Origin of the sequence: Pedobacter sp. Leaf176 (assembly GCF_001424305.1) — a bacterium.
Taxonomy (GTDB): domain Bacteria; phylum Bacteroidota; class Bacteroidia; order Sphingobacteriales; family Sphingobacteriaceae; genus Pedobacter.
The window spans coordinates 596,319-622,698 of sequence record NZ_LMPD01000006.1; the positions used below are offsets into that span (position 1 = coordinate 596,319).

23 protein-coding genes are annotated in these 26,380 nt (G+C 37.8%); 9 read left to right on the forward strand and 14 right to left on the reverse strand.

The window, feature by feature from the left end:
* Positions 1 to 9: 9 nt before the first annotated feature.
* Both ASF92_RS18550 and proS read right to left on the reverse strand, forming a co-directional pair.
* Positions 10 to 1,149 carry a cystathionine gamma-synthase gene (locus ASF92_RS18550; RefSeq protein WP_056096830.1) on the reverse strand — a complete coding sequence of 380 codons (1,140 nt, stop codon included), beginning with the start codon at positions 1,147 to 1,149 and terminating at the stop codon, positions 10 to 12.
* Between the two features lie 161 nt (positions 1,150 to 1,310).
* Positions 1,311 to 2,783 (reverse strand): proline--tRNA ligase, encoded by a 1,473-nt coding sequence (proS, locus tag ASF92_RS18555; protein ID WP_056096834.1) that lies wholly within the window; start codon positions 2,781 to 2,783, stop codon positions 1,311 to 1,313.
* A 174-nt stretch (positions 2,784 to 2,957) separates the two neighbouring features.
* Here proS and ASF92_RS18560 point away from each other — a divergent pair, with 174 nt between their 5' ends.
* Together ASF92_RS18560 and ASF92_RS18565 are read left to right on the forward strand one after the other, a co-directional pair.
* Positions 2,958 to 3,938: a hypothetical protein gene (locus ASF92_RS18560; protein ID WP_056096839.1), complete on the forward strand. Its 981-nt coding sequence runs from the start codon at positions 2,958 to 2,960 to the stop codon at positions 3,936 to 3,938.
* Positions 3,939 to 3,965: 27 nt separating this feature from the next.
* On the forward strand, positions 3,966 to 5,495 hold the full coding sequence (locus ASF92_RS18565) for an OmpP1/FadL family transporter (protein WP_056096842.1): 1,530 nt from the start codon (positions 3,966 to 3,968) through the stop codon (positions 5,493 to 5,495).
* A 306-nt stretch (positions 5,496 to 5,801) separates the two neighbouring features.
* On the opposite strand, the gene ASF92_RS18570 is transcribed toward ASF92_RS18565, so the two are convergent.
* Positions 5,802 to 7,637, reverse strand: coding sequence for a UbiD family decarboxylase (locus ASF92_RS18570; RefSeq protein WP_056096845.1), 1,836 nt, complete (start codon positions 7,635 to 7,637; stop codon positions 5,802 to 5,804).
* Positions 7,638 to 7,734: 97 nt separating this feature from the next.
* Positions 7,735 to 8,214 (reverse strand): Dps family protein, encoded by a 480-nt coding sequence (locus ASF92_RS18575; protein ID WP_056096848.1) that lies wholly within the window; start codon positions 8,212 to 8,214, stop codon positions 7,735 to 7,737.
* A gap of 275 nt (positions 8,215 to 8,489) precedes the next feature.
* On the opposite strand from ASF92_RS18575, the gene ASF92_RS18580 reads away from it, so the two are divergent.
* From ASF92_RS18580 to ASF92_RS18600, 5 genes are all read left to right on the forward strand, one after another.
* Positions 8,490 to 10,025: a LysM peptidoglycan-binding domain-containing protein gene (locus ASF92_RS18580; RefSeq protein ID WP_056096851.1), complete on the forward strand. Its 1,536-nt coding sequence runs from the start codon at positions 8,490 to 8,492 to the stop codon at positions 10,023 to 10,025.
* Positions 10,018 to 10,656, forward strand: coding sequence for a uridine kinase (locus ASF92_RS18585; RefSeq protein WP_056097159.1), 639 nt, complete (start codon positions 10,018 to 10,020; stop codon positions 10,654 to 10,656). The genes ASF92_RS18580 and ASF92_RS18585 overlap by 8 nt, the downstream gene beginning before the upstream one ends.
* Positions 10,657 to 10,913: 257 nt before the next feature.
* Positions 10,914 to 11,825 (forward strand): AraC family transcriptional regulator, encoded by a 912-nt coding sequence (locus ASF92_RS18590; RefSeq protein WP_056096854.1) that lies wholly within the window; start codon positions 10,914 to 10,916, stop codon positions 11,823 to 11,825.
* A gap of 82 nt (positions 11,826 to 11,907) precedes the next feature.
* Positions 11,908 to 12,741, forward strand: coding sequence for an SDR family NAD(P)-dependent oxidoreductase (locus ASF92_RS18595; protein WP_056096856.1), 834 nt, complete (start codon positions 11,908 to 11,910; stop codon positions 12,739 to 12,741).
* A 37-nt stretch (positions 12,742 to 12,778) separates the two neighbouring features.
* On the forward strand, positions 12,779 to 13,630 hold the full coding sequence (locus tag ASF92_RS18600; RefSeq protein ID WP_056096858.1) for an SDR family NAD(P)-dependent oxidoreductase: 852 nt from the start codon (positions 12,779 to 12,781) through the stop codon (positions 13,628 to 13,630).
* Positions 13,631 to 13,742: 112 nt separating this feature from the next.
* Here ASF92_RS18600 and ASF92_RS18605 read toward each other — a convergent pair whose 3' ends face one another.
* The 4 genes from ASF92_RS18605 to mutS form a co-directional block, all read right to left on the reverse strand.
* Positions 13,743 to 14,348: a thioredoxin family protein gene (locus ASF92_RS18605; protein ID WP_056096861.1), complete on the reverse strand. Its 606-nt coding sequence runs from the start codon at positions 14,346 to 14,348 to the stop codon at positions 13,743 to 13,745.
* Positions 14,349 to 14,354: 6 nt separating this feature from the next.
* Complete coding sequence (locus ASF92_RS18610) at positions 14,355 to 14,822, reverse strand: TlpA disulfide reductase family protein (protein ID WP_056096864.1); 468 nt, start codon at positions 14,820 to 14,822, stop codon at positions 14,355 to 14,357.
* 151 nt (positions 14,823 to 14,973) lie between these two features.
* Entirely contained in the window at positions 14,974 to 15,477 is a 504-nt protein-coding gene (locus ASF92_RS18615; RefSeq protein WP_056096868.1) for a C40 family peptidase, read from the reverse strand.
* 47 nt (positions 15,478 to 15,524) lie between these two features.
* Positions 15,525 to 18,137, reverse strand: coding sequence for a DNA mismatch repair protein MutS (gene mutS / locus ASF92_RS18620; RefSeq protein WP_056096871.1), 2,613 nt, complete (start codon positions 18,135 to 18,137; stop codon positions 15,525 to 15,527).
* Positions 18,138 to 18,359: 222 nt separating this feature from the next.
* Between mutS and ASF92_RS18625 the strand changes: the two genes are divergently transcribed.
* Positions 18,360 to 18,674 carry an HPF/RaiA family ribosome-associated protein gene (locus tag ASF92_RS18625; RefSeq protein WP_056096874.1) on the forward strand — a complete coding sequence of 105 codons (315 nt, stop codon included), beginning with the start codon at positions 18,360 to 18,362 and terminating at the stop codon, positions 18,672 to 18,674.
* Between the two features lie 117 nt (positions 18,675 to 18,791).
* Here ASF92_RS18625 and ASF92_RS18630 read toward each other — a convergent pair whose 3' ends face one another.
* The 5 genes from ASF92_RS18630 to ASF92_RS18650 all read right to left on the reverse strand — a co-directional run bounded on the left by ASF92_RS18630 (position 18,792) and on the right by ASF92_RS18650 (position 23,308).
* Positions 18,792 to 19,325 carry a Fic family protein gene (locus ASF92_RS18630; RefSeq protein ID WP_197413334.1) on the reverse strand — a complete coding sequence of 178 codons (534 nt, stop codon included), beginning with the start codon at positions 19,323 to 19,325 and terminating at the stop codon, positions 18,792 to 18,794.
* Between the two features lie 205 nt (positions 19,326 to 19,530).
* Positions 19,531 to 20,265, reverse strand: coding sequence for a menaquinone biosynthetic enzyme MqnA/MqnD family protein (locus tag ASF92_RS18635; RefSeq protein ID WP_056096878.1), 735 nt, complete (start codon positions 20,263 to 20,265; stop codon positions 19,531 to 19,533).
* Positions 20,266 to 20,406: 141 nt separating this feature from the next.
* The gene (locus ASF92_RS18640; RefSeq protein WP_056096884.1) at positions 20,407 to 21,033 is read right to left on the reverse strand and encodes a histidine phosphatase family protein; all 627 of its coding nucleotides are present in this window, start codon (positions 21,031 to 21,033) and stop codon (positions 20,407 to 20,409) included.
* Positions 21,034 to 21,150: 117 nt separating this feature from the next.
* Positions 21,151 to 22,344 carry an aminofutalosine synthase MqnE gene (mqnE, locus tag ASF92_RS18645; RefSeq protein ID WP_056097161.1) on the reverse strand — a complete coding sequence of 398 codons (1,194 nt, stop codon included), beginning with the start codon at positions 22,342 to 22,344 and terminating at the stop codon, positions 21,151 to 21,153.
* A 469-nt stretch (positions 22,345 to 22,813) separates the two neighbouring features.
* Positions 22,814 to 23,308 (reverse strand): lipocalin family protein, encoded by a 495-nt coding sequence (locus tag ASF92_RS18650; protein WP_056096886.1) that lies wholly within the window; start codon positions 23,306 to 23,308, stop codon positions 22,814 to 22,816.
* A 122-nt stretch (positions 23,309 to 23,430) separates the two neighbouring features.
* Between ASF92_RS18650 and ASF92_RS18655 the strand changes: the two genes are divergently transcribed.
* A complete protein-coding gene (locus ASF92_RS18655; protein WP_056096891.1) occupies positions 23,431 to 24,546 on the forward strand; it encodes a PLP-dependent aspartate aminotransferase family protein in 1,116 nt (371 codons plus the stop codon).
* Positions 24,547 to 24,643: 97 nt separating this feature from the next.
* On the opposite strand, the gene ASF92_RS18660 is transcribed toward ASF92_RS18655, so the two are convergent.
* On the reverse strand, positions 24,644 to 26,335 hold the full coding sequence (locus ASF92_RS18660; protein ID WP_056096894.1) for a hypothetical protein: 1,692 nt from the start codon (positions 26,333 to 26,335) through the stop codon (positions 24,644 to 24,646).
* Between the last annotated feature and the right edge of the window lie 45 nt (positions 26,336 to 26,380).

Here is a 26,380-nt window from a genome sequence, read left to right on the forward strand (position 1 = left end):
ATTAATACTCTATTTTAAAGCGTTTGCTAAATCTTCAAGCAAATCATCAATATCTTCTACCCCCACGCTTAAACGTAATAAGTTATCCGTAACACCAACTTTTTCCCGTTCTGCTTTAGGAATAGAACCGTGTGTCATTGTTGCAGGATGATTGATTAAGGACTCTACGCCACCTAATGATTCCGCTAAAGTAAAAACCTTAAAGTTAGATGAAATCCTGAAGGTCTCTTCCAAATCAGCATCTTTAAGCGTGATTGAAATCATGCCACCAAAACCCCTCATTTGTTTTTTCGCTATGTCGTGATTAGGATGATCTTCAAAACCTGGCCAGTAAATCTTATCCACCTTCGGATGTTCCTTAAGAAAGCGGGCTACTTTTTCTCCATTTTCGCAATGCGCTTTCATGCGTAAATGCAGGGTTTTAATGCCACGTAAAACTAAAAATGAATCTTGCGGACCCGGCGTTGCGCCACATGCGTTGTATATAAACCAAAGGTCTTTGTACAAGGTCTCATCGCTGGTAACCAATGCGCCCATAACCACATCAGAGTGGCCGCCAATGTATTTAGTTACCGAATGCATTACGATATCCGCTCCCAAATCGATTGGGTTTTGCAGATATGGAGATGCAAAGGTATTGTCAACAGTCAAAATCAGGTTTTTGTCTTTAGTAATTTTAGCTACACCCTCAATATCAATAACCTGCATGGTTGGATTCGTCGGCGTTTCAATCCAAACCAATTTTGTTTTCTCGTTGATATAAGGAAGCATATTTTCTGGCTTAGACAAATCCAGAAAATGAAACTTAATACCGTATTTAGTAAAGATTTTAGTAAAAATGCGGTACGAGCCACCATACAAATCATTACCGGTAATTACCTCGTCGCCTGGTTGTAATAATTTTAAAACGGCATCGGTTGCCCCCATTCCACTTGAAAAGGCCAAACCATATTTTGCATTTTCCAATGCGGCAAGACAATCTTCCAGTGCCTTGCGTGTTGGGTTTGTTCCCCGGGAATATTCATAGCCTTTATTATCTCCAGGCGACTTTTGCCAGTAGGTAGACGTTTGATAGATCGGTGTCATTACTGCACCTGTTGCAGGATCAGGCTCCTGACCCGCGTGTATGGCTTTTGTTGCGAATTTCATAATTTTAGTATCAAGAATTGAGTATCAAGTATCAAGGCATTAGTATGGAGTATCAAGAATTTAGTATCAAGTATCAAGCTGTAGTAATTAATATTTAATCATAAAGTACTGAGATTAGTTTTACTCTAATCTAAATCGTAAATCTAAATTCTAAAATCTACCTAGTATGCCCTTGCAAACAATACGCGTTGTATTGATGGTTTACCGGAGTATATACAAACACCATCTTCCAATTTGTTATCTAAAGGAATACAACGAATTGTGGCTTTAGTTTCTTCCTTTATTTTTTGTTCAGTTTCTGGAGTTCCATCCCAATGTGCCGATATAAAACCTGCTTTCTCATCCAGCAGAAGCTTAAATTCATCGTAGCTATTGGCTTCGGTAATGTGCTCGTCACGATAAGCTAAAGCTTTGTTGAACATGTTGGTTTGAATGTCTTCCAGCAATTTAACAATATATATATCTAAACCATCCTGTGGAACAGTTTGTTTAACCTTAGTATCTCTGCGTGCAATTTCTACAGTTTTGTTTTCTAAATCTCTTCCACCTATCGCAATTCTGACCGGAACGCCCTTTAATTCGTAATCTGCAAATTTAAAACCTGGTCTTTGCGTATCTCTGTCGTCATATTTAACTGAAACACCCATACCTTTCAACCTCATAGTCAGTTCATTGACATAAGCAGAAATCTTTGCTAAATCTTCTTCGCCTTTATAAATTGGAACGATTACCACCTGAATCGGAGCTAATTTCGGAGGTATAACCAAACCGGAATCATCACTATGCGCCATAATCAAAGCACCCATCAAACGGGTAGATACTCCCCATGAAGTTGCCCAAACATGATCCAGTTTTCCATCCTTACCGGTAAATTTGACATCAAAAGCTTTTGCAAAATTCTGGCCTAAAAAATGAGAGGTACCTGCTTGCAATGCCTTCCCATCTTGCATTAAAGCCTCAATACAATAAGTATCCAATGCACCGGCGAAACGTTCATTTGGCGATTTTCTACCTCTTATTACAGGAACAGCCAACCAGTTTTCAGCGAAATCTGCATAGATATGCAACATACGCTCTGTCTCTTCAATCGCTTCCTGCGCAGTTGCGTGAGCTGTGTGTCCCTCCTGCCATAAAAATTCAGCGGTACGCAAAAACAAACGGGTACGCATTTCCCAGCGTACTACATTTGCCCATTGGTTAATCAAAATTGGTAAATCCCTGTACGATTGAATCCACCCCTTGTAAGTATTCCATATAATGGTTTCTGATGTCGGACGAACAATTAATTCTTCTTCTAATTTGGCAGTTTCGTCAACAACAATATTCCCGTTGCCGTCGTTTTTTAAACGGTAATGTGTCACAACAGCACATTCAGTTGCAAAGCCTTCAACATGAGAGGCTTCCTTAGAAAAAAATGACTTAGGAATGAATAATGGGAAGTAAGCATTCTGATGGCCGGTATCTTTAAACATTTTATCTAACACAGCCTGCATTTTTTCCCATATGGCGTAACCATTTGGCTTAATAACCATACATCCGCGCACGGCTGAATGTTCTGCCAAATCGGCCTTAATAACAATATCATTATACCATTGGGAATAATCTGCTGCTCTGCTTGTAATTTCTTTGCTCATGTTATGTATTTGGAACGTAAATTGTGTGTTAAATAATATGAAATGATGGCACAAATTTATAAATTTATGCCTACAAAACGATTTTCAGCGAGCGTGATTATTATTTAATCACAAAATACTGTAAGTGATTTGTTTAGATAATTTTTTTGACACACACAACTAAATATAAACACAATGAAACCAATTAAATTTTTACCCATTGCAATGATAGCGGTCGCCGGGTTGATTGCTTCATGCTCTACATCAAAGTTGGCTCAAAACAATTCTGACGACGATGTATACAATACTGTGGCGAAAGCCAGGGCTGTTGAATATGTAGCTCCTGCACCTAAGCAACAGCAGCAGGCGCAGAATGACCAGGAATATGATGAATATTATGGAACAAGCAACCCATATTATGACATGGATTACTCGTCACGCATAAACCGTTTTTATAATGGAAGCGCTTTCAGAGGCTATTATGACCCATATTATGATAATTATTATTATGGTAATAGTTATGGTTACAATAACTTTCTAGGTTCTGGCTTGAATTGGCGTAACGGTTACGGCTTAGGCGGCTGGGGCGGCGGATTTTATGGCGGCTGGGGTTACGGCAGTATCTGGAACAATCCTTTCTATTATGGAAACATGGGTTGGGGAATGAACAATTGGGGTTGGAATAACTGGGGTCCTTATTCTTATTACGATCGCTTCGGCTGGGGTGGTGGATTTTATGGCGGCGGATTTGGATATGGCGGCTATTATGGCGGCGGCTTCGGTAACTATGCAAATGGCAATTATAGAGCAAGGCCAAACAGAGATGGAGACAACCGTGGTTCTTACGGGTCAACCGGTTCGAGAACAGCCCCTATAAGTGGCAATTATGGCCGTCCTTCTGTTTCAACAAATAACGCGGGCAGACCAGAAAGATATTCTAACGGCAATAACAATGGTTCTTTTAATAATGGGCAGGCCGGACGTGTAAGTTCAAGACCATCACGCGACAATAGCTATAGACCACAGCCTCAAACACAACAAAGCCAACCAGCCAGTAGACCAGATCGTGGTAGTTACAGTCCTCCGGCACAATCATCAGGAAGTAGCGGTGGTGGTGGTGTGAGTTCTGGCGGCGGCGGCGGCGGTGGCAGACCAACAAGAGGCGGAGGAAGATAATCAGCGACATACACACACATTCAATCAATGAGACTAAGATCAATTTTAATTGCAGCAGGAATAGTTCTTGCCAGCAATTCATTATATGCCCAATACACGAGTGATGTATTACGTTTTTCGCAACCTGAATTAGGGGCTACAGCTCGATTTAAAGGTTTAGGTGGCGCACAAACTGCACTTGGTGGTGATATAAGTTCGTTGTCTGCCAATCCAGCAGGCTTGGGTTTTTTCACGAAATCAGAATTTACATTTACACCTGAATACAACAATTTTAAAGTTGGTTCAGAATATTTAGGCACCAGTTCTTCAGCTAATAAAAGTAAGGCTGGAATAAATCAGGTAGGTGTTGTATTTTATTCTCCAATCAACAAACCTAAAGGCTCAGATTTAAATGACGGTTGGGTAAGTTTAAATTTTGGAATTGGCTACAATAAAACCAACAACTTTAATACGAGTATAAATTACGAAGGAAAAAATGCTAACAGTTCAATGGCCGACTATTTCGCAAACCTGGCCGGTACAACTCCAACAGGTAGTTTAACATCAGGCTCTCTTGAAAAAATGGCTTATGATAACTTCCTGATTGAGTATGATCCTGCAGGGTATTTTCCTACCACTGCAGTAGGTGCTAACCAACAAAATACACAGCAAAATATCATTAACCGATCAGGATCACAATCGGAAGTCAATATCGGAATGGCTGGTAATTATGAAAACAAACTCTATCTGGGTCTCTCTTTAGGACTGACTAATATCAATTATACGTCTGATTTAACATTTAGGGAAAACGGAAATAACCTGACCTATGCGGGTCAGGACGCTGATTTTATAAATGGAACATACGGTTTTAATTATAATTCTATACAGCAGACAAAAGGAAACGGTATAAATGCTAAACTGGGTTTAATTTACAAGCCTGTCAGTGAACTTAGATTAGGTTTGAGTTTCATTACACCTACTTGGTATAGCCTGACGGATAATTTTTCTGAAAACTTAAACACCACATTTAAGAGGGCGAACGGATCTACCATTCCGGAGTATACCAATCCCCTTTCAAGCTATAATTCTGAATATAATTTAAGAACACCTTACCGTGTTAATGGCGGCGTAGCTTATATTTTAGGAAATAGCGGTTTAATCACTGCTGATGTTGAATATGTCGATTATAGTGCCATTCGTTTTTCATCTGATTTTACGAATGAAGAAGTTAACACCAATCGCGATATCGCGGCCCTTTACAAAGGCAATTTTAACTACAGAGCAGGTATAGAATTTAAAGTTGTTGATAATTTTATGCTGAGGGGTGGTTATTCTTATGCTGGCACGCCTTACAGAAATTTAGATTTTACTACGCAAGCTTACAGCGGAGGTTTAGGTTACCGTTTCGACAACTATTACTTAGATGTAACCTACAGACATACTAAATGGGATTCGACAAATTCACCTTACACAATTTCTTCTGATTATCCTGATTACGATTTTACTGGTGCGGGACCAACTGCTAACCTTAAAAATTCTGCAGATAATGTTTTCTTAACCTTTGGTGTAAGATTTTAGATCATAACATTAAAATTTGATAAAAGTCATGGCAAAAGCCATGACTTTTATTTTTATGGCAATTGTTTTATCGCCATCAATGGTTCATTTTCAGCGACACGCTGAATCATCATCCTGAATTCAATGCTGAGTCTCCTGTAATAAATTTATCGTCGCCTCTTATTTTATCAACTGGCAGTTTATATATACAAATAATGGTCGAAAATTTATTTAAGAAAAACAATTAGGCATAGTCGCGTTTTCCAAGACAACGCAGATAATAACTTTCCGGCGACTGACTGATTGACCGTAATTTTAAAATCAAAACTAAATTATACCAAAAAGTGACGTCCCTTCTTTTGCCATTTCATTTATTTTGATTTCTACCGGAGCACTTTTTATCAATTCAGGTGCATGGTGGGGTTTTTTCCTGGCATCGATAATCAGCGAACCTTTACAACCCCAGTGCTTATTGACAATAAAATCATTAACGCCATAAATATCTGCAGCAGGGTTGCTTCTCGTAAACGTAACCCAAACCAGGTTATTTATATTTTCAGCTGTAAAATTGGCATCATCAGATAAAACAATTAGTGGCAATCCCGTTAAATCAGTGTCCATTAAAGCAATATTGAGCGTTGCAATTTCTGCTGCTGTTTTTTCAGCACTCTGATACTTTTGTGTTTGAATTGCAAAAACACCAGGGATTGCAATAGTGGCATTCTTAAAATGTTCAGGTAATTTTAAGCCTTCGGGAAACTTATCCCAAAGGGTTCTCTTTTTATTTCCTGCCGCCGCAAAAACAACTTTAGACCCGCTATTCAAACCATCTCCACTATAATCAAGGGTATCAATTGTGGTATTGGTATAAAAATGCAAGTCTGTTTTGAAATCTATTCTTTCTAAAATATGCTGCAGGAAATCCGCTATGTTATGAGTGGTTAAGTCTTCATTGTCTTCTCTGGCAGCGATAAAAAGGTATTTGGCCAGACTCAGTTGATTTTTACCCAAGATATGATTAGCAATGGTTAATATTTCCTGTGGCTTTCTTTCTTTCAGGTAAGGGGTATATCGTTCACTTCCAATGGCAAATAACAATGGGTGTACACCGGCAGCATCAACTGCATTAACCTCTTTCAAGCCATGAATTTCCTGTGGAATGGCTGAGCCTGTGATCTCATGAATCAAAGCACCAAAACTCGTGTCCTCCTGTGGCGGCCGGCCTACCACCGTGAAAGACCAGATTGCATCCTTCTTATGGTAAACATTATGTACCTTCATTAGTGGAAAGGGATGCGTTAAACTGTAGTAGCCTAAATGGTCGCCAAATGGGCCTTCAGGTTTATTTTCATTTGGATATACCATGCCTGTGATGATAAAGTCAGCATCTGCCGAAATACAAAAGCCTTCATCATCGTAAAAATACCTGAACCTTCTGTTGCCCAGGGCGCCGGCAAATGTCAATTCAGAAAGGCCCTCAGGCAAGGGCATAACTGCGGCCAAGGGATGTGATGGTGGTCCGCCGACAAAAATACTAACCTTTAAAGGCTCCCCTACTGCGTTAGCTTTAGACTGATGTACTCCTATTCCACGATGAATCTGGTAATGTAAGCCGATTTCTTTATCCTGAATATAATCGTTTCCGCCAAGCTGAATACGGTACATACCCAGATTGGAATTCATTACACCCGGCTTCGTTACATCTTCTGTATATACCTGAGGCATGGTAACAAAGGGGCCGCCATCCATTGGCCAGTTAACAATTTGGGGTAGTTTGCTGATGGATGTTTTTAAGAATCTATTTTTCGCCGAGGGCGTTTTTAAAGGTAATGCAGACAAGGCAGATAATGCAGAACCAGCATATTTAAATGGATTTTTCAAGGCTTTCATTGGATCATTGCGCAATGAAACCAGCTGCTGAACTTTGGGTAAAGTATCCCTGAAAATAAATTTAGACCTTTCCAGGGTTCCGAATAAGTTTGAAACCGCAGGAAAAGGACTACCTTTTATATTTTCGAATAAAATTGCCGGGCCCCTATTCTCATATATTCGTAAATGGATGGCTGCCATTTCTAAATAAGGGTCTACTTCTTCTTTTATTCTGATTAAATAACCGTGCTTCTCTAAATCGTAAACGCATTCTGCTAAACTTTTGTATGCCATCCTCAAAGATATGTATTTAGTAATTCCTGAAAACAAAAAGCCGCAGATACAGCTTTTAATTCTGCGTATCTACGGCTTTTTTACAATTGAAAGATGATTATTTTTTTCCGGCGAATGAGCGTAACATCCAGGTATTTTTCTCTTTAAACTGCATGAAACGGTTCACCATATCATTCGATCCATCATCGCCGGCATCGGCAGTAGCATCTAAAAGCTCCCGCTCAATTTCAATAAGCGTTGCCATATCGCCAAGGACTGCATCAACCATGTCCAGATCTTTCATGCCAATGGTATCGATTTCCTTGATTTTAGATTCCTTAATATAGTCCGCAAACCGGCTATGAGGTGGCTTGCCCAATGTTAATACACGCTCAGCAATTTCGTCAATTGTTAATTGTGCATTGGTATATAGCTCCTCAAACTTCACATGCAAGGTGAAGAAATTTTGTCCTTTAATATTCCAATGACAACCTCTTAACTTTTGATAATGTATGTGGTAATTTGCGAGATAATTGTTCAAAAGATCTACAACAGGTTTTACTTCCTTTTCATTCAGGCTAATTTGTTCAGCGTCCATGTTATTTAAGTTTAAATATTATGCATTCGTAACAATTATCAAATATAAAAGTTTCAGGCAAATTTAATTTCGAACAATACCTTATTTATCTCTTCGTTTAATAGTGGTAATTGTATCAATCAAGGGAATTGCAAGTGTTTGTCAATTAATAATATATATAAATATGGCTGCATGGAAACCATCTTAAAAACCAAGCTAGCCCGTATTTAAGTGTATATTGGTTTATAAATTATTCGTATAATTGCTACCCCTGATAAAAATTTAGATAAAAATAAATGTATAAAATAGGCTTAACTGTAGTGTTACTCCTTGCTTTAAATGCGGCAAGTGTGAAAGCAAACGCAGTAATCGACTCCATCGGAGTAGAAAATAACAATGGCAAAAAATTAATCGTCTACCAGACGGCCGCAAAAGACACATATTATTCTATCGCAAGGCGATATAACGTGGCCCCCAAGGAGATTATGGCGTTCAATAATAATAAATACCTTCAAATTGGTGTTGTAATCAAAGTACCAACCAACGTTCCATTTACTTCTGCAGGAAATACCGCTGCCCTTCAAAGCATAACAACTTCCGCAAATGTTATTGAACATATTGTAAAGCCGAAGGATAACTTAAATATGCTTGCTGAGAAATATGGCACGACTGTTAATGATCTGAAAGCTTTGAATAATCTGAAAAGCATTAATTTAAGTATCGGCCAGGTATTAAAAATTCCTGCAAAAAATGGAGAAACAGACCAGAATCAGGTAACCGCTACCGCTACGCCGGTAATAGAGCAGGCAAAACCTGTTGAGCAAAATACTGATCAACAGCAAGCTGAAGCCTCCTCAACAACATTGATTGAGCATACTGTGCAGCCAAAGGAATTTCTGGGGAAAATTGCTGAAAAATATGGAACCACCGTTGATGAAATCAAAAAAGCGAACAACCTTTCAGGAATCAATTTGCGGATCGGACAAAAGTTGAAAATTCCTGCTACGAAAAACAAAGAAGACAATAAGGTTGCAACAACTGAAGAAACGCCCGCTGCTACAGCTATTAAAGATGCAGCCGGTACACATACGGTAAAACAAGGCGAAAGCATTTTCAATATAGCCAAGCAATATGGAATAACCGCGTACCAGATCAGGAAGCTGAATAATCTTGCTGATAATGCTTTATCAACCGGACAGGTTTTAAAAATCCCATCTGATATCACAACCGAAATACCAAAAGCTACTGAAAACGTAGAGCGGGCGGTTGTTAAAGAGCCAACAAAAGATCAGAATTTTATTTACACTGTTGCTAGTGGCGAATCCATTTTTAGCATTGCGAAAAAATTCAACTTAACTGCTTATCAGATAAGAACAGCAAATAACTTAAATGATAATACCATTTCAAGTGGGCAAAAGCTTGTAATTCCAAAGCCACCTGAACCTAAATCAGTTAATGATTTATCCAAAGAAGAGCAGGAAGGAAGTCCCGATAGCACCTCATTTAAAGACCCTAAACTCCGGGGTGCGCCGAGCAGGTATGGTTTGAACCAAATTGAGGAGAAAGGAACTGCAGTATCCATTAGCGATGTGGACCTGGATGCAACAAAAATGCTCGTTTTGCATCGTACTGCGCCAATAGGAACGATTATTAAATTAACTAATCCGATGACAAACCGTACGGCGCTGGCTAAAGTTGTAGGTAAATTTACGGAGAACGAGTCGACAAAAGATGTTATTATTGTAATGACAAAAGCCGTTGCTGACTCATTGGGTGCCTTGGATAAAAGATTTTTTTGCAATTTAACGTACGGTGTACATGAGCTTGAATAAGAAACCATTCATAATTGGAATAGCGGGAGGAAGTGGTTCGGGTAAAACTTTTTTTTTAAATTGTTTTCTTCATCATTTTAAGCAAGATGAAGTTACTTTGGTTTCACAGGATGATTATTACATTCCTGCTGGCGATATGACCCAGGAAGAAAATAAACTTTATAATTTCGATTTACCATCAACTATTGACAGCCAGCAATTTTTAAAAGATATTCAACAGCTTTTAGCTGGTGAGGTCGTTTATAAAAAGGAATACAACTTCAATAATCCATTAGCTATTGTTAAAATCCTGGAAATTAAGTCGGCACCTATCATCATTGTTGAAGGCTTATTCATTCTACACTTCAAGGAAATTGCGGCATTATTAGACCATATGATTTTTGTTGACGCAGATGAGCAGGTTGCGCTCGATCGACGCGTAAAGCGTGATGGTTTAGAACGTGGTTACCCGGAGGAAGATGTTCTTTACAAATGGCATAATCATGTTTTACCAGCCTATAAAGAATATCTTTTGCCTTATAAATCCAGTTGCCATAAAATAGTCGTTAATAATGCAAACGAACCTGACGAAATTATCGCCATTACCGAAGAAATTTCTATTAACCTAAGAAATAGCATTTTAGCGGGTTAACTTTAAATGACCTTTCCTTTTTAATTCTCTTCAATTTTAGAAGGGTATTTTGATTCATGGTGGATGAATTTAGGCCCATGAACGCTCCCTTTTGATTAATTTAAGACTAACTGGTATTGTGCAAATCAGTTTTAAATATCAGTTTAGGATACGAGAAATATTAAAATTCGGCATGATGTGCTGGCTGAGCTCATTGACCACATGGATTCAGAAATTGAAAAAAGTTTATTTATGGTTTGAATTTTGTAATTTTGGTCATGAGCAAATCAGAATCCATAGCAGACTTTTATCAAAAGAAATTCGATTTCTTACCAGATAGCCTTCAAAATGACATGGGCCATTTTAATGTTTTCAGAATGGAAGATTGCGTTGGCGATGATAGGCCGCCTATGAGCTACAGCAGACGAGACTTTTATAAAATCGCGTTGAACCGTGGCCATAACATTTACCATTATGCTGATAAAAGTGTGGAGGTTAACGGAACAGCACTCATGTTTTTTAATCCACAGGTTCCTTACACCTGGGAGCTGGCAAGCGGAAAAATGAGTGATGTAAGGGGTTTTTTCTGCATTTTCACTGAGGCATTTTTCAGAGAAAAAATACGTGGTCACATTGGCGACCTACCGATGTTCGCCGTTGGCGGAAAACCAGCGTACATTTTAAATGAACAACAAGACATTTTTGTTTCATCTGTATTCGAAAAAATGCTTGATGAAATCGAGAGCGATTATGTTTATAAGTATGATTTGTTGAGAAACTATACGACGGAGATAACCCATTTTGCACTCAAAACAGAACCATCTGAAGCTTTATATAAACACCCTGATGCAAACTCGCGTATAACATCCATCTTTACGGAACTGCTGGAAAGGCAATTCCCAATTGAGAATCCATCTCAAAGGTTTACCATGCGATCGGCTAAAGATTATGCGGCACAACTTTCGGTACACGTGAACCACTTAAACAGGGCCATCAAAGAAACAACAGGCAAAACCACTACGCATTATATTACCGAACGATTATTGAGTGAGGCAATGGCTTTGCTCAAACACACAGACTGGAACATTTCAGAGATTGGTTATTGCTTAGGCTTCGAAGAGCCGACTCATTTTAACAACTTTTTCAAAAAATTAACGAATCATACGCCTACCTCCTATCGAATTGTTTGAATTTCGTAATTATCAGTTTGATCTGCGTAATAGTAAACCTGGATTCCGATAGTAATTTTGTCTTAATAAAAAGGATAAAATTATGGGACTTAAAAAAGTTTGGTTTGTAACCGGTGCATCTAAAGGATTAGGGCTAAGTGTAGTAAACCAATTATTAAAAGCCGGGCAATCTGTTGCCGCTACTTCCAGAAATGTAAATGATTTAATCACGGCAGTAAATTCAAATTCTGAAAAATTTCTTCCCTTAGCCGTAAACCTTGCCGATGAGCTAAGTGTTGAGCATGCTATTAATGCAGCGGTTGCTCAGTTCGGAAGAATTGATGTTGTAATTAACAATGCAGGTTATGGCATTGGTGGCAGCATTGAAGAGCTAACTGATGAGGAAACCAGGCACGCCTTTGATGTAAATGTATTCGGAACATTGAACGTAATTAGAAAAGCAAGTCAACATTTAAGAACGCAACGCTCTGGTCACATCATCAACATTGCTTCAATCGCCGGCATTGCCGGTGCAACGGGTTGGGCAGTTTACTCAGCAGCAAAAGCAGCAGTAATTGCCTTGTCAGAAGTTTTAGCAGAAGATCTTAAAGAATTCGGTGTAAAAGTTACGGTTGTAGCGCCTGGCGCTTTTAGAACGAGTTTTCTTACAAAAGAATCTTTAGTACTTGCTAGAAATCCAATTAACGCATACGAAGAAGTCAGGGCGATACACGCCAGATATTTAAAGATGGATGGCGCACAAACGGGCGACCCGGAAAAAGCAGCTGCAGCAATGATTTCATTGGCGAGCATGCCGAACGCTCCTGTCCATTTGCTTTTGGGTAACGATGCACTGCAAAGAGCAACAGCTAAGAATGATGCGCTGATTAAAGAATATCAGGACTGGAAAGCGATAACAATTTCAACAGACTATTAAAAATTACAAAAATTAAAAAAATTTAAATACAAAAATCATGGAAAATAACAAAGTATGGTTCGTTACAGGAGCTTCAAAAGGCCTAGGACTAACGTTAGTAAAAAAACTATTAAGCATCGGACATAGCGTTGCGGCAACTTCAAGAAACTTAAGCGATTTATCGAAAGCAGTTGGAGAATATGAAACCTTCTTACCGCTATCAGTTGATTTAGCTAATGAAGAAAGTGTTGAATCGGCAATCAGTCGAACCATCAGCAAATTCGGGCAATTAGACGTTGTTGTAAACAATGCGGGTTACGGAATGCTTGGTGCTTTGGAAGAATTAAGCGATAAAGAAGCTCGTGAGAACTTCGATGTAAACGTTTTCGGTTCTCTAAACGTAATCAGAAAGGCTTTGCCTCAATTAAGGAAACAACAATCGGGGCATATTTTCAACATTTCCTCAATTGGTGGTTTCTCTGGAAATTTCCCTGGATTCGGAATTTATTGCGCCACGAAATTTGCGGTTGCGGGTTTTACGGAATCACTTGCTGCTGAAGTAAAATCGTTAGGTATCAAAGCCACAGTTGTTGAGCCTGGCTACTTCAGAACCGAATTTTTAACATCCGGTTCATTGGCTGTTCCAAATAATCCGATTGATGCCTACAAAGAAGTTCGTGATTCGCAGGTAGCCCACCAAAACGACATTAATAATCAACAACCGGGCGACCCAGCTAAAGGTGTTGATGTGATAATTGCCGCCGCTGAAAGTAAAAACGCACCATTACATTTATTTTTGGGTCCTGACGCTTACCACTTAGCAAAGGCCAAAATAGCTGATGTACAGAAAAACATGGAAGACTGGAAAGCGCTGGCAACTGCAACAAATTTTGATGAAGTTAAGGCTTAATTTGTCTTTCGTCATTGCGAGACATAAAGCAATTTAACCCATAATTAAGTCCACCGCTGTAAGATTGCTTCGCACCTCGCTAAGACGACTTTTGCATAAAAAGGGATATTCACTATCCCTTTTTCCATTTTATACTACAGCCTACAGCTTTAGTCGATGCAATTGATGGTTTCTTGCCAGCGGATAATTCACTAATTGCATTTTGAACATAATTGATTTTATCGGGATTTTCACCCTCAGAATCGTTATCAATTGCGCCGATATATTCCACTACATTTCCTTTTTCTGTTTTACTTAGCAAAAAAACGTGTGGTGTTTTCAAAGCACCAAATTGTTTTGTTACGACGTGGTCAGGATCTAATAAGTACGGAAACCTGAAATTCTTTTCATTTGCCAAGGCTTGCATCTTCTCGAAACTTTCATCAGGAACTGTAACTGCATCGTTGGGGTTGATCGCCACTACCGGATAGCCCTTACCTGCATAAGATGCATTTAAAGCAGAAATCCTTTCCTGATACCCTTTTGCGACTGGACAGGTATTGCAGGTGAAAACGACAATATATCCCTTAGCATCTTTGTAATCTGCAAGTGAGACCATTTTCGAATCAATATTCTTTAACGAAAAATCTTTAACTACATCACCAACTCTATAACCTTCTGTTTGCGCAAAGCATAAGCCCGATATGAGCAAAAAAACAACGAGAAATAATTTTTTCATGACGTCCTATTTTAAGTTTAATAACGTATTTTTTAGTTCTGATTCAGTAAATTCTTTTTCATAAAAGCGCCTTATCTTTTTGTTTACAAACAATGTTGCAGGTATCGCGCCTGACCATTTCTTATCAATTCTTTCGATGTATCGCTGCTGGTCTCGCTCGTTTAAGAGTAAAACCTCGGCCTTAATGTTATTTTGTTTTACAAATGGAATAACCTCTTTTTCTAATTTTGATTTAAAATCTAAACTTACTAAAAGTATTTTAACAGGCGTTTCGAGATTGGCTAGACGCAATTTTTCAAAATTTGGTAACTCTGCAACACATGGCGAACACCAGGTTGCCCAAAAATTGATAACATAAGTCGTGTCCTTTCCCCGGGCGATGCGTTTATCCAACTCATCGAGCGTAAGTAATTTGACCTGCGCATTAGCCGAATAAGTAATTAAAGATAAGCAGATTATGAAAAATATACGCATAGATTTATAACAAAAATTCGGGGATTTTAGTTTGAATTATTAATGGTCGCTACCTTGAATTTATTCAGGGCCTCATTTTAAGTAGATGCTGAAATAAATTCAGCATTACGGTGATTCTTATCCTTTACCGTTGGTTTCAAGCAAAGGAACATTAGTAAACCGAACCCGATTTTACCAAAGCCCTTTGATAAGCTGGTAAATTCAAATCGTCAACAATTACGCCCCGATTCGTGCTGGCATGAACAAAAAAGCCATTATTTAAATACACACCGACATGGTCAACATCATTTCCACCGAAAGAAAAGAAAACCAAATCGCCCTCTTTTAAACCATCGATGCTTTTTTTATTTACAGCTTTGGCTTGGTCGCGTGAGATACGGGGTAAAGTAACGCCATATATTTCTTTCTCTAATAGAAAAGCAAAGCCGGAACAATCGATCCCATTTTTGTCCAATCCGCCGAAACGGTATTTTACACCTGTCCAATCCGTGATGAATTTGTAAAGTTGTTTACTCTTCAAATTAGACATCGCATCGGCTGCCTTTGCCGCTTTTGTATCGCTCTTGACAGTATATTTTCTGGAACCGCAAGAAGATAAGGCAATTATAAAAATTACAAATAATAAAACAGGAAATATTTTTTTTTCGTATGTCATTTTCCGACTTGATAAGCCCTCCCATTTGGGGAGGGTTTGGGTGGGTCTTAATTTTTTATTAACCGCTGAATTTCATCCAGTTTTAGCAGAGCTTCTACTGGTGTTAACGCATTAACATCTAAATTATTCAACGTATCCCTGATTTTAAGTAAGACAGGATCGTCAATTGCAAACATTTGTAATTGATAAGCCTGATTTTGAACTTTTTTGATACTGTCCTTAATGCTTTGCCCTTCTGTTCTGTCGATTTCGAGTTTCTTCAAAATTTCATTTGCCCTGCCAATTAATTTTGGCGGCATACCAGCCATTTTTGCCACATGAATACCGAAACTATGTTCACTTCCTCCAGGGACTAACTTCCTTAGGAAGATAACTTTATTCGTCATTTCCTTAACTGAAACATTGAAGTTCTTGATGCGTGGCATGGTATTGGCCAATTCATTTAACTCATGATAATGCGTTGCGAACAGGGTTTTCGGTCGCGAAGTCGGGTGTTGATGCAGAAACTCTGCAATTGCCCAGGCAATCGAAATACCATCGTAAGTACTTGTTCCTCGCCCAATTTCATCCAAGAGAATCAAACTGTTATCCGAAATATTATTTAAAATACTAGCGGTCTCATTCATTTCGACCATAAAGGTACTTTCGCCTGAGGAAATGTTATCTGAGGCACCAACACGGGTAAAAATCTTATCCACCAAACCTACATCAGCCGCTTTTGCAGGAACAAAACATCCCATTTGGGCCATTAAAACAATTAAAGCCGTTTGCCTTAAGATTGCCGATTTACCCGCCATGTTGGGACCGGTAATCATAATAATTTGTTGAGAATCGGTATCCAGGTAAACATCATTCGTAATGTATTCCTGGCCTACAGGCAATTGCTTTTCGATAACAGGGTGCCGACCACCTTTAATATCGAGCACTTTTTCCTTATTTACAGTTGGCTTGGTATAATGATTTTTTTCTGCCAATTGGGCGAAACACAATAAGCAATCCAATTGCGCAATTAGAAATGAATCGAGTTGAATCGGCTTGATGTAACTAGCCGTTTCGTACATTAATTCACTATACAAACGAATCTCAATGGCCTGAATTTTTTCTTCAGCCCCTAAAATCTGTTCTTCATATTCTTTGAGTTCCGGTGTAATGTATCGCTCCGCGTTAACCAAGGTCTGTTTCCTAATCCAGCCTTCGGGAACTTTATCTTTATGTGTATGTGTTACCTCCAGATAATAACCAAAAACGTTATTAAAAGATATTTTCAAAGATGGAATTCCCGTGGCTTCTGCCTCACGTTTCTGAATCTGAACCAGATAATCTTTACCGCCAAAAGCGATTTTACGCAATCGGTCTAAATCTTCGTCAATGCCATCATTAATTACATTTCCCTTAACCAATAAAGCGGGCGGCTCAGGCTGAAGTTCTCTTTCAATCCGTTCACGGATAGCTATACAAGGATTAAGCTGGTCGGCTATTTTTACAAGAAAAGCATTTTTAGAGCTGGCCGCCAGACTTTTAACCTCTTCTATATGAATTAGCGCTCTTTTTAAAGCGACTAACTCCCTCGGACCAACACGTTGCAAGCCCACCTTAGAAATTAGTCTCTCTATATCGCCAATTTGTTTGATGTGCCTTAAAAACTCCTGTTGAACTTCTTGATTTTTAACAAAAAAATCAACCATTCCTAACCGCTCTTCAATGGGTTTGAGTTCTTTAAGTGGCATGATAATCCACTTTCGGAGTAAACGTGCACCCATCGGTGTGCAGGTATGGTCAAGAATATCGAATAAGGTAACCGCATTGTCATTGGCCGAATTAACAAGTTCGAGATTACGAATTGTAAATCTATCCAGCCACATATAGCGGTCTTCTTCAATTCTGCTTATTGAAGTGATGTGTTTTAAGTTACGGTGCTCTGTTTCGCCTAAATAGTGCAATATTACACCTGAAGCCACGATTCCACTCTGCAAACGCTCAATTCCAAAGCCTTTAAGTGAGGCCACATCGAAATGTTTGGTTAAAGTCTCTTCCGCATAGTCAGATGTATAGGGCCATTCATCTAAGCCGAAAGTATAGAACCTGTCGCCAAATTGCTCAAGAAAAGTTTGGCGTTTAGATTTCTGAAAAATCACTTCTGTAGGTTTGAAACCCTGCAAGAGTTTATCAATATAATCACTGTTTCCCTGGGCAATCATAAATTCGCCTGTCGAGATATCCAGGAAAGAAACACCGATTTGCGTTTTATCAAAGAAAACCGAGGCTAGATAATTATTCGATTTTTGATTAACAATATTATCGCCATAAGCAACTCCCGGGGTAACCAATTCGGTTACGCCACGCTTTACAATGGTTTTGGTCGTTTTCGGGTCTTCCAGCTGATCGCAGATGGCCACACGCTGTCCAGCCCTAACCAGTTTTGACAAATAGTTGTCTAAAGAATGATGCGGGAAACCAGCTAATTCCAGTGCCCCACCATTTGGCCCGGTGCCTCTCCGCGTCAATACGATGCCTAAAATCTGTGCGGTTTTTATGGCATCTTCGCCAAAGGTTTCGTAAAAATCTCCAACCCTAAAAAGTAAAAGTGCACCCGGATACTTCGCTTTAATTGCGTTGTATTGCTGCATTAACGGGGTTTCTTTATTCGTATCTTTAGCCAAAACTGAAATTAATTTGCAAAAGCTATAAAGATAACATGATTACGCATTCTACAACTCTTTTGTTGAAAAGTTGAAAGATTGTTGAGATAGTTTAAATGTTGACAGGTTAATTTACAATATAGTACTTACAACGGTTCTTTTGATCAAAATTTAACCATTATTTTAAAACGTTTCTTCATCTTGGCTGTTACACTTTTATAATTTAACCTAATATTTTTTATTATGACGATTCAATTGAATACAGACAAGAACCTTACAATACACCAGGAGTATGAAGATAAAATTAAAGCCGCCATTAATGATGGGTTGACAAGATTTGAAGATTTAATTACTCGTGTTGAAGTCCATTTTACTGATGAAAATGGCAGCAAAGAAGGTCTGGAAGATAAACGTTGCTTATTGGAGGCCAGGATTTCCGGTAAAGAACCAATTGCGGTTACCAACCTTGGAAGTAATTATGATTTAGCACTTAATGGTGCGATAAGTAAATTAAAAAGTAAGTTGGAAACTATAGCCGGGAAGTTGAAAGCACATTAAAATAGAAAAGGCAACCTGATGAAGGTTGCCTTTTGCTTTAAAAAGACTTTGGTGACATTAATAAAAATGGCATTGCTTTTTTATAATCAAGTTCTTCGTACTCCAAACCTAAAACCCTTAAATTTTGATAATAAGTTTGGTGGTTTTTATAGTACATTTTTCAGATTGCATAAACCAAGACTTCTCTCCTAATTTTCGAGCTAAAAACCATTTTTCAAGTAATCTTCCTGTCTGACCATTACCATCATTAAATGGATAAATTTTCACAAAAACCAAATGAATCATAGCGGCAAAAAAGAAAACTTCTTTAATACTTAGCCCAGCAGATAACAATATGGCTAAATCATCATAAAATTTAACCATTTCTTCCTGAAGTTTGGAAGCTGAAACTGCGAAATATTTTATACGCCCATCAGGTGTGGAAACATACATCTTGCTATTTCTTGACCTACCCTGATAGTTCCTGGCAACAATATGCTTGCATAATAATTGATGAGGGGCAGAAAGGTTTTCCTGATTTAAGAAATTTTCTTTGGCGTAATCATAGGCCGAGTATAAATCATCAATTTTCTTTGTATAATCAGGTAAAAATTGAATTCCAAACTTTTTATGTTTGATATAAGAATCAAGTTCAATATCTTCTCCTTCTATTTACTCGAATAAACCGAGGAGACAGATGTGTAAAAACTGAATTCGCTTGTAGAAATTTCGGCATACTGTAAATTATCAAACCTTGCCTGCAAATCATCATTAACTTGTGAACAATAATCTTCAAGTAAGTTTACAGGTATATTTTCAGTTCATCAGGCATTTTGTAAATAGATTAGGCTAATTTAACATTAGATTTCGTAAAAAACTATTGTGTTTTCAACTGTTCGATATATCCCAAAAATAGTTGCAAAGCCTTAGTCCTATCCTCGGTAACTTCGAATTGAAGTTTATGATACAAATAATCTTCCAAATCGAAATCATCGGTTTGCGGCAAATCTTTTAAAACGTCATTTCGATGAGCCAAACCAAATTTTAAGGCTGTGTTAAATTCAGCTTTGAATACCGGATCGATTTCTTTATTCGCCACCCAGGCCGCATACATAAAAGGCAAGCCGGTAAAATTTTTCCATTCCTGCCCCATATCATAAGCAAAAGCATAATCATCCTTTTTGCCGAAAGTTCTATCGCCAATTAAAACAATAGCATCAGTATTAGCTGATGGATCAGTTGTAAATTGTACTTCTTGTTTCCAGTAAAATTTAAGGAGCACTTTGGCCAGATTGTTCGAAGTTTTGGAATGAGCGTCCAGTCTCAACGTCTTTATTTGTTCAACGGGGACATCGCTAAAAATGAATACAGAATTTACAGCACCGTCGCTACCGATACAATAATCAGCAACGATGTTTGCGTTAGGCACCAAAGGAATTGCAGCCACCGGCATCAAACCCATATCTACTTCACCACTAATCACTTTTGCAGCGCAATCTGAAGGAATATCTAAACTTAAATCTATTTTATTGATGATATCCGAATGTTCTAATCCGTATATAAAAGCTTTGGTATTGGTATAAGCAACAGCCGATATTTTAATCTTATTCAATTGTTTAATTGTTTTGCGCTAGCGTTTGGGGCCAGGCGGATTACTTGTTTATGGAATGGTTTGTGTCCTTATTGCCATGGTTCGTGTCCTCACGAACCATTAACCTATTCCGTTTCGTGAGGACACGAACGGAGCGATGTATTAATCAATGACTAAACCATCCAGGTGAACGGCACTATTAAATTCAAGAACGGTAAATTGACCGTCTTCGAAACCCATCTTGTACAAAACTGTATTTTGATGTGGAAATTCAGTCATTTCACTCAATGGTTTATTAAGCAAAAGACAAAGAAAAACCCGCATGGCCCTGCCGTGCATGCATAGCAAAACTGTTTGTTCTTCAGGTCTGCTTGATAGAATTTCCATTGGTTGTTTTAAGCGTTCGTAAACATCCTGAACACTTTCACCGCCTTCAAAATGTGCGGTATAATCGCCATCTTCCCAGGATTTTAACATATCGCGAAAAGCATCACGAGCTTCTTCTGAGTTAGGCTGGCCTTCCCAAACACCCCAGGCCAATTCATCTAAGCCCGAAAGTCTTTCCCAAGGCAAAACTGAGTCAATAAACTTTTGAACCGTTTGCCAGGTACGTTTTAAATCAGATGTGTAGATTTTATCAAAAGGAATGTCTTTATATTTTTGATAAAAAGCTTCTGCTTGTGCCCTTCCAGTATCGTTTAAGTCAGAATTTATACCTCTACCTTGTACTATGCCTTGTCTGTTAAGTTCCGTTTCGCCGTGGCGGATAATATATATTTGCTTGGCCAATATTTTATGATTTAAAGATTATCACGACAACTTAGCAAATGCTAAATGTTTAAGTATTATTTTTTTTATAAAATTTGATTTAAGACTTGAATCCAAAAATCCTATAATCTTAAAATCCTAGTTTACCACAGGTAACTTATAATAAGCGGGTTTCTTTTCTTCCTCGAAAACAATGTTCTCAAAATCAGTAACTACATTATATAGAGTGTCACGTTCTATGGCTTTTCGGCCCACTTGTTTAATTAAGTTGACCAATTCTCGCGTGCTCATTGCTGGTGTCTGTTCTTCGGCGCCGGCCATAGAGTAAATTTTTGTGGTGTCGTCCAGTGTTCCATCGATATCATCAACACCATAATTTAAAGATAATTGAGCCGTTTCGCGACTTATCATTGCCCAATATGCTTTAATGTGGTCGAAATTATCCAGGTAAATCCTGGCGATGGCGTAGTTTCTTAAATCTTCAATTACCGACGATTCAGCAACATTGCTCATCTGGTTATGTTGATTCCTAAATTTCAAAGGAATAAAGGTCTGAAAACCACCTGTTCTATCCTGTAACTCACGAAGTTTTTCCATATGATCTACACGGTGCCAAAACTTTTCGATATGCCCATAAAGCATCGTCGCATTACTTCTCATGCCCAATTTGTGCCATTCTTCATGTATCGCCAACCATTGCGCTCCGGTACATTTATCTTTAGCGATTTGCTCACGAACCTCGGGATGAAAAATTTCTGCACCTCCGCCAGGCATCGATTGTAAGCCGGCATCCTTCATTAATTTCATACCAGTTGCATAATCAATCTTAGCTTTCTTGAAAATATAATGATATTCTACCGGTGTTAAAGCTTTTACATGTAAATCCGGACGATGAGTTTTAATTGCAGTAAATAAAGCCGAATAAAAAACCACATCATATTGAGGTAAAACACCGCCAACAATATGCACTTCGGTTACCGGTTCATCATCATATTTCTTAACGATGTCGAGCATTTGCTCCATTGTTAATGCCCAACCCTCTTCTTTTTGTTTAATTAAACGGGAATATGAACAGAATTTACAGTCGTAAACGCAAAGATTTGTTGGCTCCAAATGGAAATTTCTGTTAAAATAGGTTTTATCCCCATGTTTTTCTTCTCTGATGAAGTTGGCCAATACACCAAGATAACCAAGTTCTGCGTGCTCGTAAAGGTAAACACCCTCATCAAAAGTTATTCGTTTTTTGTTAAGAACTTTATATGCAATGTTTTGTAGTTCAGTTGATAATGAAGTATCAGCTAATATTTTTTCAACTTGCTCAGTTGTATTCATTCCTGATTTATTTTGAACAAAAATACGATAATGAGGCGATTTGATAATCATTTTCTTGTAACAAACAGAAAGTTCATTTGTTCAATGGTTCATTAGCCATTAGTTCATTAGTGATTGGGGATGTGTACTAACGAGCAACACAAATAAACTATTGAACCAATGAACTTAAAACAAAAAAGCACCTCATTACAGAAGCGCTCTCAATATGTTTATGTTTTTCGCAGGTAAATGATTAGCTAGCCACAGATTCTCAGATTTTAAATTTCTACAAAATAAATTAGCCATTGGCAGGCATGGATAAGCGCATATATTTGATTTTACAATGCCACGGAAATACAGAAAAATATATTCCTGATTCTAATTCCGTGATAATCCATATTAATAATTAATCTGCGAATCTGTGGCGAACAAAAAAAAGCACCTCTTTTCAGAAGTGCTCTTGATATATAATATCGTATATAATGTATACTTAATTTACTGCCGGAGAAAACGTTAGTACAATGTTGGCTGTTTTTCCGCCGAATTCGATTGGCGATTTCAATACCATATTTCCTTTAGAAAGCTGAGATATAACCAAACGGTAACCTTCAGTTATATTTTTTGCTTTATCGCCTTCGTAAATTTTCTTGAACTGGAAGGTTTCATCAGCTGGCGTAGCCGACCAGAAAATTGTTTGCATCACTTCACCGCAGCTGCTTGAAGCTGGTAATGTATAAGAACCATTTCCACTATTGGTTAATTTCCATACACTGCCCTGAAAACATTTATAAGATTTTTCACCGAATAAACCCTGTACCGCCTGATCGGGTAAGCCCTCTAAAGTTACATTATTTAAAACCCATGTGCCGGTTACTGTACCCCTGCCGCCGCTGATACCACTTGCAGCATTTTTTGTTGATGAACAACTTTGTAACATCATTAGTGTTGAACATGCTATTGCAACAGCTATAAATAATCTTTTCATTTCCGTTTAATTAAATTTGGGAAAGTGATTACATAAATCTTGCCAAAACAATTAGGAAACTTAAATTAGCAGCAAATTATTAAATTGCGCAGCAGATAAAACGCCAGTAAACATAAATCATCATGAAACCCGAAACCCTTGCTATTCACGCCTCTAATCTTGTTAAAAGTGTAACCGGAGATGTTACACCTCCAATAAACTTATCTACAACTTTTTTTCGTGATGAATACGGGGGGTATCCAGGTGGTCATATGTATAGTCGCGTAAGCAATCCAAACCGATCTGCTTTAGAAAACACTGTTTCGCAGTTAGAATTCGGAGCGGATGCTGCAGCTTTCGCATCTGGAAATAATTGTGGATTGAGTTTATTCCAGGCGCTAAAACCAGGCAGTCATATTATTGCGCCCGACGATATGTATTGGGGTATTAAAAAACAGCTATTAACTATTTTCAATGAGATTTTAGAGTTTGACTTTGTAGACCAGACAAATTTAGACCTGATTAAATCGAGCATTAAGCCAAACACAAAATTAATCTGGATTGAAACACCATCAAACCCGTTATTAAAGGTTACTGATATCGAGGAAATTGGAAAAATTGCAAAAGCAAACGGTATAACTTTTTGTTGCGACAGTACCTTTGCCTCTCCTATTTTGCAAAACCCAATTTTATTAGGTGCTGATATTGTAATGCACAGCAGCACAAAATATTTAGGTGGCCATAGCGATGTTCTCGGCGGGATTTTAGTAACCGCCAAAAAGGATGAACTTTGGGAAAGAATAAAAAATATACAACAGACTGGTGGTGCTGTTCCATCCCCTTTTGATTGCTTTTTACTTTGCAGAAGTATAAAAACGCTGGCTTATCGCATGAAAGGCCACTGCGAAAATGGGAAATTGGTTGCCCAGTATTTGGTTAATCATCCAAAGGTAGAGGCGGTTTTCTTCCCGGGATTAGAGACACATCCTCAATACGAAATCGCTAAAAAACAAATGAAAGATTTTGGCGGAATGCTATCGTTCTTAGTTAAAGGCGATGTAGAAGAAACGAGCAAAGTGGTTAATAAAGTTCGATTATTTGCACAGGCGACTAGTTTAGGCGGTGTAGAAAGTCTGATCGAACATCGTTATTCAGTTGAAGGTCCGGATAGTAAGACACCTAAAAATCTACTGAGAATTTCTGTCGGTTTAGAACATATCGACGATATTATTGCCGATTTAGAACAGGCTTTAGGCTAAACGTTATCGGTTGTATTCATTTAATTTATTGCGTATCGGGCGTACAACCTTTGCATGTGTAATAAGAAATATTGATTTATTTTTGAACATGCAAAATTTATAGGGCTATATCAATCTTATCAATCCAAATTGCTTTTCTGTCCAGCGTTTCTTTAAAGTTTTTAATAATAAATTCCCGGTTATAACTAACCTTTTGCTCAAGCTTTTTAACGCCATTAACAAATACAACTACCGGTCTGCTTACATCAACCATTTCTGGGGAAATCAAAAGCCTGAATGATTTTATATTGGAAATTTCCAGGTGAAATACGTTATTGCTAAAACTGCCTTTAACCGCACCTGATTTCCTCGGAAAGTTAAATGCTTTAAGCAAAGTATCTTTTGCAATTAAATTTTCATTTTTATCGTAAGCTAACAATTTAAGAATATTAAAATTTAGTTGCGTTTTCCATGAAGCTGGTTTAGCTAACGTATCAAGACCAGTAATTTTTATCCAATCTGCCACCCCATAATTTAAATTATCACATTCCCAATAAATGTCTTTTTTAAATGGATTTCTTTTTCGCCCGGCAATATCTTTAAAAATCATTGGATAAACTGGTTCTGATTCATCAAACTGAGGAAACCAATGTGGCCAGCCAATGTAACGATGGTCTTGATAATCTGCTTTAAGATTTGTCATCATCACGTTTAAAGAGTCGTTGGCATTTGGCGGGTAATAATAGTCTTCATCCGTTGAAACGTTAAAGTAAGATCTGTTGGTAATATTTCGAATAAAGGTCCCTCCATTTCTTACTTTAGGCTGTGTGTTAAATCCGTAGAAACCTGCAAAAGGACTTTGCTGCTTCATTAAATAGGAAAATGAACCGGTTGCACCATTTGAGTGACCACTGATAAAAACCTTATCATCGTCGATATTAATAGATTGCTTAATTTCTTTGAGTATAGCTGGAATCATAAAAAATCCATCATCGGGATTCATCCAATTGTATTTTTTAGATGCATTTGGATAAACCATTATCACATTATTCAGTGCAGCATATTTGGTGTAAAATCTGTTCCAACCTTCCATAACCCTTTCATTTTGAAAATTAGTGAAACTGTTATATTGAACGGCACCATGCAAGAAAAACAATAATGAGTAGCGCTTCTTTGGATTATAATTTTTAGGTAGACAGACAAAATATGACGTATTTAAACTATCAGTTACCTTAAATTTTATAGAGTAGTTTCGCTCATTTTTTGTTTTGAAATTGTTAAAAGATTTAATCATTTGATAAATCTCTTTACCTGTCTTGATTTTAGAAAAAGCCATACTTTTAAATTCGCCTGCTTCGAATTCAATTTGATTATCTTCCAGCTTTTTTAAAAATGTATTTTTGATTTCTTCAGCTTTTGATACAATTAGATTCCATCTTTTATCGCCGTGTAAATTTTTAAAATCTACATCCTCAATTAACATTTTGTATAGCCTGGTTAAATCGCCGGAACCACTAACGACACCTTTGCCTGATAAAATGTTATTCAATTCAGTAAAAGCCAGATCAGGCTTTTCGGCTAGCGCCCATGAACATGCGCTGTTATACCTATCCGTTTGTGTACCTAAATTACCATTAGAAATAAATGATTTCGAATAGTAGCTTCCCGCATTACTATATTCCTTTTTTTGATAAAAGGAATAAGCACTATCAATTAATTTTGTGTAGTTGGTTTGTCCTTTTAAAGGACTGTGAAGAACAAAAAGGGTCGTAAAAATAATCAAACCAATTTTCAGTGCAAACGCTCTCATAGCTATAAATATTCTGCAAGCAAAAATAATTAGCTAAAGTATTCT

What these genes read in the sequence shown, in the direction of transcription:
- ASF92_RS18550 (WP_056096830.1), bottom strand. Translation starts at nt 1,149, where the DNA reads ATGAAATTCGCAACAAAAGCCATACACGCGGGTCAGGAGCCTGATCCT.
- proS (WP_056096834.1), bottom strand. Translation starts at nt 2,783, where the DNA reads ATGAGCAAAGAAATTACAAGCAGAGCAGCAGATTATTCCCAATGGTAT.
- ASF92_RS18560 (WP_056096839.1), top strand. Translation starts at nt 2,958, where the DNA reads ATGAAACCAATTAAATTTTTACCCATTGCAATGATAGCGGTCGCCGGG.
- ASF92_RS18565 (WP_056096842.1), top strand. Translation starts at nt 3,966, where the DNA reads ATGAGACTAAGATCAATTTTAATTGCAGCAGGAATAGTTCTTGCCAGC.
- ASF92_RS18570 (WP_056096845.1), bottom strand. Translation starts at nt 7,637, where the DNA reads ATGGCATACAAAAGTTTAGCAGAATGCGTTTACGATTTAGAGAAGCAC.
- ASF92_RS18575 (WP_056096848.1), bottom strand. Translation starts at nt 8,214, where the DNA reads ATGGACGCTGAACAAATTAGCCTGAATGAAAAGGAAGTAAAACCTGTT.
- ASF92_RS18580 (WP_056096851.1), top strand. Translation starts at nt 8,490, where the DNA reads ATGTATAAAATAGGCTTAACTGTAGTGTTACTCCTTGCTTTAAATGCG.
- ASF92_RS18590 (WP_056096854.1), top strand. Translation starts at nt 10,914, where the DNA reads ATGAGCAAATCAGAATCCATAGCAGACTTTTATCAAAAGAAATTCGAT.
- ASF92_RS18595 (WP_056096856.1), top strand. Translation starts at nt 11,908, where the DNA reads ATGGGACTTAAAAAAGTTTGGTTTGTAACCGGTGCATCTAAAGGATTA.
- ASF92_RS18600 (WP_056096858.1), top strand. Translation starts at nt 12,779, where the DNA reads ATGGAAAATAACAAAGTATGGTTCGTTACAGGAGCTTCAAAAGGCCTA.
- ASF92_RS18605 (WP_056096861.1), bottom strand. Translation starts at nt 14,348, where the DNA reads ATGAAAAAATTATTTCTCGTTGTTTTTTTGCTCATATCGGGCTTATGC.
- ASF92_RS18610 (WP_056096864.1), bottom strand. Translation starts at nt 14,822, where the DNA reads ATGCGTATATTTTTCATAATCTGCTTATCTTTAATTACTTATTCGGCT.
- ASF92_RS18615 (WP_056096868.1), bottom strand. Translation starts at nt 15,477, where the DNA reads ATGACATACGAAAAAAAAATATTTCCTGTTTTATTATTTGTAATTTTT.
- ASF92_RS18625 (WP_056096874.1), top strand. Translation starts at nt 18,360, where the DNA reads ATGACGATTCAATTGAATACAGACAAGAACCTTACAATACACCAGGAG.
- mqnE (WP_056097161.1), bottom strand. Translation starts at nt 22,344, where the DNA reads ATGAATACAACTGAGCAAGTTGAAAAAATATTAGCTGATACTTCATTA.
- ASF92_RS18650 (WP_056096886.1), bottom strand. Translation starts at nt 23,308, where the DNA reads ATGAAAAGATTATTTATAGCTGTTGCAATAGCATGTTCAACACTAATG.
- ASF92_RS18655 (WP_056096891.1), top strand. Translation starts at nt 23,431, where the DNA reads ATGAAACCCGAAACCCTTGCTATTCACGCCTCTAATCTTGTTAAAAGT.
- ASF92_RS18660 (WP_056096894.1), bottom strand. Translation starts at nt 26,335, where the DNA reads ATGAGAGCGTTTGCACTGAAAATTGGTTTGATTATTTTTACGACCCTT.